Origin of the sequence: Alkaliphilus oremlandii OhILAs (assembly GCF_000018325.1) — a bacterium.
Taxonomy (GTDB): Bacteria; Bacillota; Clostridia; order Peptostreptococcales; family Natronincolaceae; genus Alkaliphilus_B; species Alkaliphilus_B oremlandii.
The window spans coordinates 445,574-459,049 of sequence record NC_009922.1 but is presented as its reverse complement, the minus strand read 5'-3'; the positions used below and the strand labels follow the sequence as shown (position 1 = coordinate 459,049).

Below are 13,476 nucleotides of genomic sequence, written 5' to 3'. Positions count from 1 at the left end.
TCACATATTTTTCTCCCACGTCCATATAATCTTCGTATCTTTTACTTTATTCTACATACAATATGTCTACGGTTGGTTATATACTTTGAGGAGGAAGAATCTTGGAAAATAAAAAAATGAACCTGCTGATGTTCAGCGGGGAATATGATAAGGCAATGGCAGCGCTGATATTAGCGAATTCCGCAAGAGAAATGGATATTGAGGTGACCATGTTCTTTGCTTTTTGGGGACTGTGTCTCTTGAGAGAGCCTGAAAAGGTCTCTTCGGATGATAAAAGTATTTATGAAAAGATGCTGGGTGCTATGACACCGAAAGGGCCAGAAGATTTACCTCTATCTAAAATGAACTTCAGCGGCATCGGAAAAGAAATGATGCTGGATATGATGGCGGATAAAGAAGCACCTCGTTTAATCGATTTTTTAAACGGTGCCAGAAAAAAAGGCGTTCGTTTTCGTGGTTGTAAACTATCCATGGAAATTATGGGTTTTAAAAAAGAAGAATTGATCCCAGAGCTAGAGATTATAGAGGCAAAGGAATATTTAAAGGATGCTATGGCATCGGATATGCAATTGTTTATCTAAAGGATGGAATGCCCTCTTAAAATAAATTTTAGAAGGGCATTTTTTCATCTGCCATCAAGGATAATTGGGCCAATATATGTTCGGCGAATTTTTTATCCTTTACGTAGTTTAAATTAAATTTGATATGGTAGACCAAAGTGTTCAACGTCACCTTTGCCATAAGTAACGCAGCAACGCCATCTGTAACTAGAATCTCACTTCCATCCTGAGTCGTTTTCCTTATGAGATCGATCATACGAAATATTTCTCTTGCCATTTCAAAGGGTACACGAACCGAGTCCTTATGGTATTCTTCCATAGGACCCTCCTGATCTTTGGCATCAATCACCTTCATATAGGCCTCCGTGTCTTTATCCATATAGGCTAAAAAATTCTTTCGAGTCGATGCGGCTATATGGACAACCTCCTCCATAAAATCTACCACCTCACTGGATGCCTCTTTGTTCCTCAGCGTATGCCGCGCCACCATCTCCATTAGAGCAGAGGAAGAGGCTGCACACAGGGCAGCAACACATCCACCTGCAGGTGTACATGGCTTCGTAGCAATATCCTCTAAAAACTCGTCGATGGATTTGTCTGCGATTTTCAACCAAAATCTCTCCTTCCTTGGTAATCCTCTATCTATTTATTATGCCAAAGGAAGGATTTAAAATTCTTTGTCCATTAATTTTCTTCTTTTAAAAATGTGAGCACATTTCCTACCTGCATGGCAACACCAACAGAGAGACATTCTTCATCAATATCGAAGAGACCGTAGTGGGCTTCATGGATGATGCCCTTTTCTTCGTTTCTACAGCCCAGTATATAAAAAGCGCCGGGAGCTTTTTCTGCAAAATAGGCAAAATCCTCTACACCTAAGCTGGGATGTTCGATTCGATGAACCTTGCCATATCCAAGGATTTTTTCTCCATTGAACCGCACCATATCTACAATAGAATCTGTATTTATTAAGGCCGTGTATCCCTCTTCTCTAAAGAATTCTGCCTTTCCACCCATGGCAGCCGCAATATTTTTTACAATGGCTTCAATTTTATTAATGACGAAAACTCTCGTTTCAGCCTCTAACGTTCTTACGGTTCCAATGAGCTCTACCCGATCCGCTATAATATTCCCTTGAGTTCCACCGTGGATTACGCCAATGGTGATAACTGCCGACTTAATTGGACTCACATTTCTACTTACAATGCTCTGTAGGGCGGTTAGAACCTGTCCAGCCATAAGGATGGCATCCACACCTTCCTGGGGATAAGCGCCATGGCTGCTCTTTCCGTGAAGCACAATTTTAATGGTATCGGAAGCCGCATTCATCTGTCCGTATCGGATCCCAATTTCTCCCGTTTCTATTTGGGAGGATACATGGAGCCCGATCACACAATCCACCTTGGGATTCTCCATGACACCAGCTTCAATCATGGGCTTAGCACCGCCTACGGTTTCCTCTGCTGGCTGAAAGAATAGCTTTACTTGGCCCTTTAGTTCATCCGCTCTTTCCTTCAGTAGCCTTGCCGCTCCTAATAGGATGGTCATATGGGCATCGTGACCACATGCATGCATCTTCCCTGGAATGGTGGAGCCATAGGGTACCTCCTTCCGATCTTCTATGGGCAGTGCATCCATATCTGCCCGGAGAGCAATGGTTCTTCCTTCTTGTTTGCCCTCTATAAAGCCTACAACCCCTGTTCCTGCCACATGGGATTGATATCTTATGCCCAATTCCTCCAAATATCCTATGATTTTTTCTCTGGTTCGAAACTCCGCCATGCCCAGTTCCGGATGCCTATGAAAATCTCTTCTGATGGAAATCAGCCAATCCTCTATTTTTTTAGCTTCATTCAGTAAATCATGGTAGTCCCTCATTAGACTGTTCCGCCTTCCTCAATAATCAACCGACCTTCCTCTGCATCAAGAAAAGAACGGACACCAAAAGGTAATGTGATCATAGGACTACAGTGTCCTGCCTCTACATCGTAAATCGTAGGTTTTCCTAGAGGACCGATGATTTCTTCAAAAACCGCCATGAGGCTTAAGCTTTTCTCTGGTTCTTCAGGCTCACAATCCATCCAGTCGCCTAAGAGAATTCCTTCTGCATCCCCCAGCTTCCCACTGAGCAGTAATTGTGTCAGCATTCGATCCACACGATAGGGCTCTTCTCCAATTTCCTCTAAAAATAGAATCTTTCCTTTCGTATCAATTTCATAGGGTGTGCCCATAGTAGCTGCAATCAATGAAAGATTACCACCAACTAGGATTCCATTGGCTTTTCCGCCAACGAGGCTCTGCATTTTCTTTCCCTTCGGATTTTGTATTTCTCCCATGGGCGATGACCCCATCACTGCCTTTAAAAATCCTTCTCTGGTAAAATCATCCAAACCACCGGCAATGTCGGAGGACCCCATAGGCCCGTGGAATGTTACAAGCTTACTGATTTGGTTCATAGCAAGATGAAGGGCTGTAATATCGCTATAGCCCACAAATACCTTCGGTCTCTTAGCGATCTGTTCAAGGTCGATCCTGTTCAATATCTTAGAGGCTCCATAGCCCCCTCTTAAGCATATAATTCCTTGGACTTCCTGATCTTCAAACATATGATTTAAATCCCGTGCCCTAACTTCATCCTTTCCAGATAAATATCCATGTTTTTCGTAGCAGCTATGCCCCAGTTTCACTTGAAAGCCCAGCCCCTCTAATTGATCCTTTGCAAGCTTTACCCTTTCCTTCGTCGTAGGTCCCGATGGTGCTACGATACCGATTACATCACCAAACTTCAAGGCATTTGGTTTTATCATATACTTTCCTCCCAATAAAAAAATTAGGACTGAAACCGTCCTAATAATGTTTATGCTTCAACTATTGTTTTTTTGCTTATACCCTACAAATTTATTGGGTTTCTTCTATGGCATGTGTTTTTTCATAATGAACCATATACAAAGATCTTGCCGTAATGGCTATAATAACAATGGCCCCTCCTATGATTGCACCTTTTTTGGGAACCTCTCCCACAAATAGAAATGTCCAAATCGGGTTTACAATGGGCTCTAAAACAGGGATCAAGGTAGCCTCCAACGCTGAAACCGATTTAATAGCCTTAGAATATAGAATATATGGGAACCCTAGTTGAATCGTTCCCATTAATACTAATCCGATCCAGCTATTCCCCATAGGCGCAGTTTGAAACATAAATGGCAGGCTGATGATAAAGGCTAAAATATTCCCTAAAATAACAGATTCTACGGGAGAACCATCCTTCTGCATCCTTAAGGATAAAGCCACGCCGGCAAAGCTGATGCCACTGATAATGGCCCAGAAATTTCCCCACATATTTCTCGTATCTAAATCTCCGATAAAGAAGAGCACCATTCCTACAATTACTGCAAAAATCGTTAACCAATCCACTTTGCTGGTACGTTCCTTCACTAGAAATATACCAAATATAGCCACATAAATCGGTGCTGTATATTGAAGCAGTATGGCATTTGCACTGGTGGTCATCTTATTGGCTACAACGAAAGAGATTACCGTAGTCGCATAGGAAATCGCACCTAAGATTTGTGCTTTACTCCAATTAAATTGTGGCTTTTTTACGTAGGCCCATATAAATAAGGCCGATATGCCACTACGAGTACCTGCGATGGCAATGGGATGCCAGTCAATCAGCTTAATAAAAACCCCACCGAGACTCCACAGAAAAGCTGAGATGATGAGATAGAATGTGGCTCTTTTTTTCATCTTGTTTGATTCTAATCCTTGGTCCATCCCTTATACCCTCCCTAAATTTAAAAATTTTCCCTAAAATTGACTCAAATCGTATATAATAATTATAATGAAATATTTTTTGAATAGCAACCAAATATGAAAGAGCGGTGATTTAATGAGAAATACCTTAGAAAATGCAACACCCATCAAAAGATACTCGATTAAAGAAGAAGTGGCAAACGGTATCACCCACGGTCTTGGTGTATTGTTTGGATTTGTGGCCCTGACGATCCTGTTGGTTCTGTCTATTATGAAAAAAGAGCCTTTATCCATTGTTTCTTTTAGCATTTATGGATCTTGTATCATTCTCATGTATCTATCTTCTACCCTTTACCATAGTATTCCACATGAAAATGTCAAAAAAATATTGAGGGTCTTTGATCATTCTTCCATCTATCTGTTTATTGCTGGAACCTATACACCAATTGCGCTCCTCACCATGGATGGTGCCCTTAGGATCGGAGTTTTGGTAGCCGTTTGGTCCATCGCTTTATTTGGCATCACCTTTAAGATCAGTACCTATAAAAAAATGGATCGATTTAAAAAGCTATCCCTTGGCCTTTACTTGTTTATGGGCTGGATTGCAGTGTTTACGGTAAAGCCCATCATTCAAACCACTTCTTTCCGGTTTTTTGTATGGATTCTAGTGGGAGGATTGCTCTATACACTGGGCACCATATTCTATGCCATGAAAAAGATTCCATACAGCCATGCGGTTTGGCATGTATTCGTTTTAAGTGCCAGCGTCGTACATTTTTTAGGGATATTTTTATATCTAGCATAGTAAAACTTTTGAATCTTAAATTCTTTCATAGGATGATTCTTTTGTAAGCAAAAGGAGATCCTTACTCAAATTATTCAATACAGTGGAGGTCATTATGAAAAATATCGTGTCTCAACAATGGCTTAAAAACAATCTGTCCTTAGACCATCTCGTTCTATTGGAAGCGAGAGAAACTTTCGACGCAACGGATTCTTCTGCAAATCAACACATTCCAAAGGCGCAATACGTTTTATTAGAGGAGCATATGTCGGGAGAATTGCAGCCACACGGAGGCAGACATCCCCTTCCGGATATGGAAAAATTCGTAAGGGATATGGAAGCTTTCGGCATTAACGATGAATCCATTGTCGTGATCTACGACAGCGGAAGTATGGCACCTGCCGGCAGGCTGTGGTGGCTTTTTAAGTACATCGGCAAGGATCAAGTATTCGTTTTAGAAGGTGGTCTCACAAAATGGATGGAAAATGGCTTTACAGTCACTACTGAACAATTTGTTCCAAAGCCATCCGGTCACTTAAGTCTGAACATCAACGACGCTATGCTGGTGGATATGCAGTATGTAAAGGATACCATTGGCTCTAAGAATATTGCCCTGGTCGACGCCAGAGCATCGGAGAGATATGCTGGAGAAGTGGAACCCATCGATAGGGTCGCAGGACATATTCCCGGTGCTATAAACTATCCTTGGATGAACCTCACAGTAAACCAAGAAATTATGGAGAGGGAAGCATTAGAAAAATACTTTGAACCGCTAAAAGAATTTGAAGAAATTATTGTATACTGCGGTTCTGGTGTAACCGCTGTCGTCGATATTTTATTTATGGAAGAAGTGGGCTTAAATCCTAAGCTTTATGCAGGCAGCTACAGCGATTGGATCAGCTACGAGGACAATGAAATTATTACAAAATAAAATTTGTTCCCTTCGACTCACAAACCTTATGGCGCACTCAACTTTAAACACCACTTAAAGTTTCAAATGCTGAAAATAAGAAAAGACAATGGTGCCGATACTGGCACCATTGTCTTTTCTTTATTTATATATGGAAGGGGGATGACACATAATATTATTCTATTCCATAGGAGCGTTTTATATTCAATTATTTCCAAATTCCAATATTTCTAATTTTTGTATATCTTTTTTCTAAAAGTTCTTCCGTTTTTAGCATTCTAAGGTCTTTCAATTCCTGCAACACATAGGTTTTAATCTGATCTGCCACAAGATCCGCATTTTTGTGGGCGCCGCCTAAAGGCTCTTTGATCACTTGATCGATAACCTTCATGGACCATAGGTCCTGTGCCGTCAGCTGCATCATATCTGCTGCCCTTTGTGCAAGGGTAGCATCCTTCCAAAGAATGGTGGATAAGCCTTCTGGCGATATTACTGAGTAGATGGAATGCTCCAGCATACAAACTCTATCGCCAATTCCTAAAGCTAAGGCACCTCCACTGCCACCTTCACCGATAACAATCGCAATAATGGGTGTTTTTAGCTTGCTCATTTCGATGAGGTTCACCGCGATGGCTTCTCCTTGGCCTCTTTCCTCTGCACCGATACCACAATAGGCACCGGATGTGTCTATAAAAGTTAGGATCGGTCTTTTAAACTTCTCTGCCTGTTTCATTAATCTCAGGGCCTTTCGATATCCTTCTGGATGAGGCATCCCAAAATTTCTTCGGATATTATCCTTTGTATCCTTTCCCTTTTGGTGTCCTATTACAGTTACAGGAATTCCTTCAAATAACCCAATGCCGCCTACGATGGCCGTATCGTCGCCATAGAACCGGTCTCCATGGAACTCCGTAAAGCCCGAAATTAATTTCTCAATATAATCTAAGGTTGTCGGCCTTTCTTGAAGTCTAGCAAGCTTCACCTTGGACCAAGGATTTAAGTTCTCATACATTTCCTTTTGCATCTGCTCTAATTTTTGAGATAGGATTTCTATTTCATAAGTAAGATCTACCTTATTTTTATCAGCAAAATTGATCAATTCGATAATTTTACCTTCAAGCTCATGGATGGCTTTTTCAGATTCTAGGAAATTATGCATGCATTTCACCACCCAATCTATGAATTCTCAAGAGGGAGGCCAATGTATTTCGCATATCCTTCCGACTGACGATCTGATCAATAAAACCCTTCTCCAATAAGAATTCTGACCGTTGAAATCCTTCCGGTAGCTTTTGTCGAATGGTCTGCTCAATCACTCTCGGTCCTGCAAAGCCAATTAAAGCCCCTGGCTCTGCAATAATAATGTCGCCCAGCATTGCAAAGCTGGCTGTAACACCGCCCGTAGTAGGGTCTGTGAGAACGGAAATATACAATAGGCCGGCTTCTCCCAATCGACCTAGGGCTGCCGAGGTTTTAGCCATCTGCATTAAGGATAAAATACCTTCCTGCATCCGGGCTCCACCAGAGGCGCAGAAAATAATTACTGGAAGCTTCTTTTCAATGGCCTTTTCAATGGCCCTCGTAATTTTCTCTCCAACAACGGAGCCCATACTACCCATCATAAAGTCAGGATTCATAACGCATAGGACACAACTTTCCCCCCTTATGGTTCCTTCCCCAGTAATTACAGCGTCCTTTTCCATGGAAGTTTCCATTGCAGCTAAAATTTTTTCTGCGTACTTTGGAAAGCTTAAAGGATTACAGGATTCCAGCTCTGAATCGTACTCTATAAATGTATCTTTATCTATTAGTGCAGCAATTCGACTTCTTGCCCCCATTCGCTTATTTTCTTTCATCTCAGAGACAGGGTTTCCATTGGATTTAGAGCTATGCGTATTGGAAGGCACTGCTGGCCCAGCATTGTCTTTATATAAGGTGATGGTTGCATATTTTTTCTTTCCAAAAATGTCTTTTAGCACTTTATCCCTCCTTTACATTCAGGCTATTGCTGAGTATTTCTCTTTCTATAAACGATGTATCGATCTGATTTATCAAGAACTTGTCATTATTTAATATGGTCTTCTGAAAATCGATATTGGTTAGGATTCCTGTAACTACAGTTTCATCCAAGGCTCTTTTCATTCGCTGGATGGCCTCTGTTCGATTCTTTCCCCAGACGATAAGCTTTCCTATCATAGAGTCATAGGTTGGCGGAACCGTGTATCCACTATAGATATGACTATCTAAGCGAACTTGATATCCTCCCGGCGAAAGATATCCTTCGATTTCACCAGGACAAGGTCTAAAGTTCTCCAAAGGATTTTCAGCATTGATTCTACATTCAATGGCATGGCCTTGGATCTTGATCTCCTCTTGGGTCCTATTTAATTTTTCTCCATAGGCAATTTTAATCTGCTCTCTTATCAAGTCTATGCCCGTTACCATTTCCGTTATGGGATGCTCCACCTGTATTCTCGTGTTCATTTCTATGAAGTAAAAATTATGATGCTTATCTAAAAGGAATTCTATGGTTCCAGCATTCACATACCCTACTGCCTTTGCTGCCCTCAGGGCCATCTGTCCCATCTTATTTCTCAATTCCTCACTGATTATCTGACAAGGTGCTTCTTCCAAAACCTTTTGATTCCTTCTCTGAAGGGAGCAATCTCTTTCTCCCAAATGAATAATATTGCCAAAGGTATCTGCCAGTATCTGAAACTCAATATGTCTTGGCTCTTCAATGAACTTTTCAACATACATCGCATCATCATTAAATGCCGTAGAGGATTCTGATTTTGCCATATTAAATTTATTGATAAATTCATCACGGTTATGAATGACCCGCATCCCTCTTCCTCCACCGCCGCTGGCAGCCTTGACCATTACGGGAAATCCGATTTCCTCTGCAATTCCAAGAGCCTCTATGGCCTCATTGGTAGCATTTTTCGATCCAGGTACAACGGGCACACCGGCTTCTATCATGGTCTTTCTGGCTTCCGCTTTATTGCCCATTTTTTCGATATGCTCTTTATAAGGTCCAATAAACCGGATACCGTTGGATTCGCAAGCATCTACCAGTGCAGGATTCTCTGACAGAAAACCGTAGCCGGGATGGATGGCTTCACATCCTGTAACTAAAGCGGCGCTTATAATATGATTTAGATTGAGATAACTCTTTTTAGATGGTGCCGGTCCTATGCAGATGGCTTCATCTGCAAAATGAACATGAACAGAATCCGTGTCGGCTTCAGAGTATACCGCTACGGTTTTTATTCCCATTTCCTTGCAAGTCCGAATGATTCTAAGAGCAATCTCTCCTCGGTTGGCAACGAGTATTTTTTTAAACATATGGCATTACCTCCTAATCTTCATTAAAGGCTGACCGTATTCAACGATGTCTTCATCCCTTACAAGGATTTCAACAATTTCTCCTTCTGCTTCACTTTCTATTTCATTCATTATTTTCATGGCCTCGATAATGCATAAGCTTTGCCCTTTTTCAATGACATCCCCTATTTTAACAAAGGGAGGCGCATCGGGGCTGGAAGCACTATAAAAGGTTCCAACAATTGGAGACTTCACGATCCAGGTATTTTCATCATTAGTTGTAGTGCGCATCCCTTCTCTATGATCCATCTCCTCTTTCGCCCTTTTAAAATTCTCTGCATTGGATGGTGCTATTTTTTCTTCTAAGTTTTTCATATCTGACGTTATACTGTTTTGACTTTCATTGAATGCTTTTTTTGTGATTACAATTCTAATATCGTTTTTTTCCAACTCTAATTTTTCTATACTGGTTTTATCTATAGTTAAAATCAATTCTTTTATATCCTTGGCATCCATTCAGCATCCTCCCTAAACTTAATATTTAATATTAGTATCAGGTACTAATATTAAATATTATAACAAACCATAAATTCAAATGCAATTATTTTTAAAAAAATTATACAAAGTATGTTTTTCAAATAAATTCTGCTCTTCTTTTTTCATACGTTTCAACAAACACCCTCTATAAGCTTTCAGTACCCATTCCTACTGGCTATTGCTATTTTAAATATCAATATATAAAATTTTCTCAATTTTTATATATTGACATTTAAAATAAAGTGTATTAGAATACTAAATTAATACAGATAAATTCAGTGCGTAGGAGTAAGTAATTAATCATGGATGGTTTCAGCGAGTCGGAGTTGGTGTGAGTCCGATACCGAAGTATTAATGAATGGACCTACAAGAAGCTTAGTGAAATGGTATCTACCAAAGTATCTAATGCCGGGGGTTTCCCGTTACAGAAACAGGATATCGAGTTTTTGTTATGCTCCGTATCTGCTAAGTGAGATTATTTAATTGATAATCTAATTAAGGTGGTACCGCGAAATATGTCTTTCGTCCTTATTTTTATAAGGATGAAGGGCTTTTTTTTATGACCTAACCCGATTTATGCGATCGGAGGAAGTGAACAAATTTGAGTTGTGAGACTGCGAATAACCCAATTTATGCGACCCAAGGAAGCAATAAATCGATGGTAGGTCAAAGGCAATAAATGCCGATTTTGTCCACTGTAAGGAGGATAAAATTGTGCGATGAGACTGGAACATATTCAAGAAAAATAGTACGGATCTAAGAAAGGTGGTGAATGGTATGTTGTGAACAGAAGAAGGCGACTGGCAAATTAAAAATATAAATCGATTAAAAGGAGAGATTTCTTATGAAATTAAAAAACAATATCTTTACAGCATTACTATTGGCCATCGGATTCATATTACATCAAATCACACCGGGAATATTAGGGGGCATGAAATTTGATTTTCTGCTATCTTTCCTATTTATTTCTTTAATCGTCAACACCTCTTTTAAAAATGCGGTTTTAACAGGATTGATGGGTGGCTTGCTTTCTGCAATTACCACAACATTCCCCGGCGGACAAATACCCAATATGATCGATAAGCTATTGACTTCCATCCTCTTATTTCTAATCATTCAGTTTATCCGTCGTTTTTCAATGAACACTTTGGCGGTGGGTACCATCAGTATTTTAGGAACATTGATCAGTGGTGCTACATTCTTACTTTCTGCCTTGATCATCGCCGGGCTTCCTACATCCTTCTCATTCTTATTCAAAACCGTGGTCCTTCCTACAGTATTGGTCAACGCAGCCCTTACCATATTTATTTATCACATCATAGGCCAGGCCATGAGAGTATCTGGGATTCAAATAGAATAAATTTTGTTATCAATTGATAACATTAATTAATAATTATGAACTAAAAGTGTTAAAATTTAAATAACATTTTTAATCCATATGCATATACTGCTACTATACTATTTCAATTGATAATAAGTGAGGTGTCATGCATTGGATAACAATCAATCTAAGATCCGGTCAATTCATAGAATCGTTTTGATCACCATTGCTTTAAATATTTTCTTACTCTTAATTAAGGTCATCGCTGGGATAGCCTCCAACAGTACCGCCCTCATCGCCGATGGACTTCACTCGGGTTCCGATGTTATAACCTCCGTTGGTGTTATTATCGGTATGGCCATGGCATCTAAACCTCGGGATGAACACCATCATTACGGTCACGAGAAAATAGAAACCATCACCACATTCCTCTTATCCATCGTTTTAATTTATGTCGGTGCTCAAATTGGATATAGTGCACTCAGCGCCATCCTGAGAAAAGAACAGGTTCTATTTAGCTACTTCGGTCTGTTTGCTGCCCTTGTCTCCATCATCATCAAAGAGATTCAGTATCAAATTGCCTATAGAGTCGGCACTAGAGAAAAAAGTGCTGCACTAATTGCCGATGCCTGGCACCATAGGTCCGATGCACTTTCATCCATCGCTTCGTTTATCGGTATCTTAGGTGCCAAATTTGGCATATCGATCTTAGATTCCATGGCAGGTTTCATTGTATCCTTAATTGTCATCAAAGTTGGCGTCCATATATTTAAAGAATGCTTCCAAGAGTTGATCGATGTTTCGATTCACTTAGATGAAGTTTCCAACCTGAAAAAAATAATATTAAAGGAAACTTCGGTTAAATATATCAGCGATTTAAGAACAAGAAAACATGGGGCTAAGGTTTTAATCGATATTCGAATCTGTGTGGACCCTACCATGGATGTACATCAAGGCCATGAAATTGCTGAAAAGGTAGAGCGGATCATCAAAAGAGAAATCGAAAATGCAAAAGATGTGATCGTCCATGTAGACCCTTGTAAGTTTAATATTTTCAATCCATAGGATAGGAACATCACCTATGGATCCGTGATGAAACCACTTCTTTTTTGTTTCTAAATAACCTTCTTGGTAAATATCTTTTACCAAAGGGTATAATACACAACAAGAAAGGAGTGTTTCTATGTCTAAATTGTTTCATCCTTATACATTAAAAAACTTAGAACTCAAAAATCGTATCGTGATGGCACCAATGTGCCAGTATAGTGCTGACGAAGAAGGCTTTCCAACCAGTTGGCACACTGTTCATTATGCTACTCGTGCAATTGGCGGTGTTGGGCTCATCATTCTTGAGGCTACTGCGGTAGAACCGCGAGGGCGTATTTCTGCGAATGATCTGGGCATCTGGAAGGAGGAACACGTGGATGGCTTAAAAGCTTTAGTAGCAGAATGTAAAAAATATGGGGCTCAAATGGGAATTCAATTGGCTCACGCCGGAAGAAAATGTAGCATCAATTCTGAAAATATTGTTGCCCCTAGCCCGGTTGCATTTAGCCATGACTATCAAACGCCTAGGGAATTAACAAAAAAGGAGATTCAAACCATCGTTCAGTCATTTAAACTAGGCGCTCAACGTTCTCTAGAAGCAGGCTTCGATATCATAGAGATCCACGGTGCCCATGGATACTTAATTAACGAATTCTTGTCCCCTTTATCCAACCAGAGAACGGATGAATATGGTGGCAGCTTGGAAAATAGAGTTCGGTTTTTAAAAGAAATCCTTGAGGCAGTAAGAACAGTATGGCCCAAGGAACTGCCTATGATCCTGAGGGTTTCTGCGGAAGATTATGTGGCGGAGGGCAATCATCCCGAAGATTTAGCTGCTATGATCAACCTATTGAAGGATTACGAAGTAGACATTGTCAATGTAAGTTCTGGAGCCGTGGTGCCCGCTCCAATCAAGGCATATCCAGGCTATCAGATTCCGTTCTCAGAGATCATCAAAAGAGAAACTAATTTACCTACAATCGGTGGCGGCCTAGTTACAACGCCTCTAATGGCAGAGGAAATTTTGCAAAACAACAGGGCAGATCTCATCTTCTTAGGTCGAGAGCTCCTCAGAAATCCTTATTGGGCTCTTCACGCTGCCAAGGAGGTTCGTGATGATGTGCCATGGCCTGTACAATATGAAAGAGGGAAATAGCATCTTCATTCCAATCTTAAATATTTAAAATAAAATTTGCTCGTTTACGCTGGAAAGCTTTATGTCCTATTAAAAATAAAG

At 40.3% G+C, this 13,476-nt stretch carries 14 protein-coding genes and 1 other annotated feature; of the genes, 6 read left to right on the top strand and 8 right to left on the bottom strand.

Features of this window, described 5'->3' with window-relative positions; translation table 11 throughout:
• Positions 1-101 precede the first annotated feature (101 nt).
• Positions 102-581, top strand: a complete 480-nt coding sequence (locus CLOS_RS02105; RefSeq protein WP_012158281.1) for a DsrE/DsrF/DrsH-like family protein — start codon at positions 102-104, stop codon at positions 579-581.
• A gap of 28 nt (positions 582-609) precedes the next feature.
• Here the strand turns inward: CLOS_RS02105 and CLOS_RS15165 are convergent, their stop codons facing one another.
• The 4 genes from CLOS_RS15165 to CLOS_RS02085 form a co-directional block, all read right to left on the bottom strand.
• A complete protein-coding gene (locus CLOS_RS15165) occupies positions 610-1,170 on the bottom strand; it encodes a cyclodeaminase/cyclohydrolase family protein (protein ID WP_012158280.1) in 561 nt (186 codons plus the stop codon).
• Between the two features lie 74 nt (positions 1,171-1,244).
• Positions 1,245-2,438: a M20 metallopeptidase family protein gene (locus CLOS_RS02095; protein ID WP_012158279.1), complete on the bottom strand. Its 1,194-nt coding sequence runs from the start codon at positions 2,436-2,438 to the stop codon at positions 1,245-1,247.
• Entirely contained in the window at positions 2,438-3,367 is a 930-nt protein-coding gene (locus CLOS_RS02090) for a S66 peptidase family protein (RefSeq protein WP_012158278.1), read from the bottom strand. Before CLOS_RS02090 ends, CLOS_RS02095 begins: the two co-directional genes overlap by 1 nt.
• A gap of 91 nt (positions 3,368-3,458) precedes the next feature.
• Positions 3,459-4,334 (bottom strand): DMT family transporter, encoded by an 876-nt coding sequence (locus CLOS_RS02085; RefSeq protein ID WP_012158277.1) that lies wholly within the window; start codon positions 4,332-4,334, stop codon positions 3,459-3,461.
• Positions 4,335-4,449: 115 nt separating this feature from the next.
• Here CLOS_RS02085 and trhA point away from each other — a divergent pair, with 115 nt between their 5' ends.
• Both trhA and CLOS_RS02075 read left to right on the top strand, forming a co-directional pair.
• Positions 4,450-5,118 (top strand): PAQR family membrane homeostasis protein TrhA, encoded by a 669-nt coding sequence (trhA, locus tag CLOS_RS02080; protein ID WP_012158276.1) that lies wholly within the window; start codon positions 4,450-4,452, stop codon positions 5,116-5,118.
• A 94-nt stretch (positions 5,119-5,212) separates the two neighbouring features.
• Positions 5,213-6,028, top strand: coding sequence for a sulfurtransferase (locus CLOS_RS02075; protein WP_012158275.1), 816 nt, complete (start codon positions 5,213-5,215; stop codon positions 6,026-6,028).
• Positions 6,029-6,215: 187 nt separating this feature from the next.
• Here CLOS_RS02075 and CLOS_RS02070 read toward each other — a convergent pair whose 3' ends face one another.
• Genes CLOS_RS02070 through accB form a run of 4 tightly spaced genes read right to left on the bottom strand, consistent with a single transcriptional unit; the run spans position 6,216 to position 9,850 of the window.
• Positions 6,216-7,166: an acetyl-CoA carboxylase carboxyltransferase subunit alpha gene (locus CLOS_RS02070; protein WP_012158274.1), complete on the bottom strand. Its 951-nt coding sequence runs from the start codon at positions 7,164-7,166 to the stop codon at positions 6,216-6,218.
• A complete protein-coding gene (accD, locus tag CLOS_RS02065; RefSeq protein WP_012158273.1) occupies positions 7,159-7,986 on the bottom strand; it encodes an acetyl-CoA carboxylase, carboxyltransferase subunit beta in 828 nt (275 codons plus the stop codon). The genes CLOS_RS02070 and accD overlap by 8 nt, the downstream gene beginning before the upstream one ends.
• A gap of 1 nt (position 7,987) precedes the next feature.
• On the bottom strand, positions 7,988-9,355 hold the full coding sequence (locus tag CLOS_RS02060; protein ID WP_012158272.1) for an acetyl-CoA carboxylase biotin carboxylase subunit: 1,368 nt from the start codon (positions 9,353-9,355) through the stop codon (positions 7,988-7,990).
• A 6-nt stretch (positions 9,356-9,361) separates the two neighbouring features.
• Positions 9,362-9,850 carry an acetyl-CoA carboxylase biotin carboxyl carrier protein gene (gene accB, locus CLOS_RS02055; RefSeq protein ID WP_012158271.1) on the bottom strand — a complete coding sequence of 163 codons (489 nt, stop codon included), beginning with the start codon at positions 9,848-9,850 and terminating at the stop codon, positions 9,362-9,364.
• Between the two features lie 290 nt (positions 9,851-10,140).
• Positions 10,141-10,404 (top strand) — a binding site (T-box leader).
• Between the two features lie 311 nt (positions 10,405-10,715).
• Here accB and CLOS_RS02050 point away from each other — a divergent pair.
• The 3 genes from CLOS_RS02050 (at position 10,716) to namA (ending at position 13,395) form a co-directional block, all read left to right on the top strand.
• Positions 10,716-11,231 carry a tryptophan transporter gene (locus CLOS_RS02050; RefSeq protein WP_012158270.1) on the top strand — a complete coding sequence of 172 codons (516 nt, stop codon included), beginning with the start codon at positions 10,716-10,718 and terminating at the stop codon, positions 11,229-11,231.
• Between the two features lie 132 nt (positions 11,232-11,363).
• Positions 11,364-12,257, top strand: a complete 894-nt coding sequence (locus CLOS_RS02045) for a cation diffusion facilitator family transporter (protein ID WP_012158269.1) — start codon at positions 11,364-11,366, stop codon at positions 12,255-12,257.
• A 118-nt stretch (positions 12,258-12,375) separates the two neighbouring features.
• Complete coding sequence (gene namA / locus CLOS_RS02040) at positions 12,376-13,395, top strand: NADPH dehydrogenase NamA (RefSeq protein WP_012158268.1); 1,020 nt, start codon at positions 12,376-12,378, stop codon at positions 13,393-13,395.
• The last annotated feature ends 81 nt before the right edge of the window (positions 13,396-13,476 follow it).

What these genes read in the sequence shown, in the direction of transcription:
- CLOS_RS02095 (WP_012158279.1), bottom strand. Translation starts at nt 2,438, where the DNA reads ATGAGGGACTACCATGATTTACTGAATGAAGCTAAAAAAATAGAGGAT.
- CLOS_RS02090 (WP_012158278.1), bottom strand. Translation starts at nt 3,367, where the DNA reads ATGATAAAACCAAATGCCTTGAAGTTTGGTGATGTAATCGGTATCGTA.
- CLOS_RS02085 (WP_012158277.1), bottom strand. Translation starts at nt 4,334, where the DNA reads ATGGACCAAGGATTAGAATCAAACAAGATGAAAAAAAGAGCCACATTC.
- trhA (WP_012158276.1), top strand. Translation starts at nt 4,450, where the DNA reads ATGAGAAATACCTTAGAAAATGCAACACCCATCAAAAGATACTCGATT.
- CLOS_RS02075 (WP_012158275.1), top strand. Translation starts at nt 5,213, where the DNA reads ATGAAAAATATCGTGTCTCAACAATGGCTTAAAAACAATCTGTCCTTA.
- CLOS_RS02070 (WP_012158274.1), bottom strand. Translation starts at nt 7,166, where the DNA reads ATGCATAATTTCCTAGAATCTGAAAAAGCCATCCATGAGCTTGAAGGT.
- CLOS_RS02060 (WP_012158272.1), bottom strand. Translation starts at nt 9,355, where the DNA reads ATGTTTAAAAAAATACTCGTTGCCAACCGAGGAGAGATTGCTCTTAGA.
- accB (WP_012158271.1), bottom strand. Translation starts at nt 9,850, where the DNA reads ATGGATGCCAAGGATATAAAAGAATTGATTTTAACTATAGATAAAACC.
- CLOS_RS02050 (WP_012158270.1), top strand. Translation starts at nt 10,716, where the DNA reads ATGAAATTAAAAAACAATATCTTTACAGCATTACTATTGGCCATCGGA.
- namA (WP_012158268.1), top strand. Translation starts at nt 12,376, where the DNA reads ATGTCTAAATTGTTTCATCCTTATACATTAAAAAACTTAGAACTCAAA.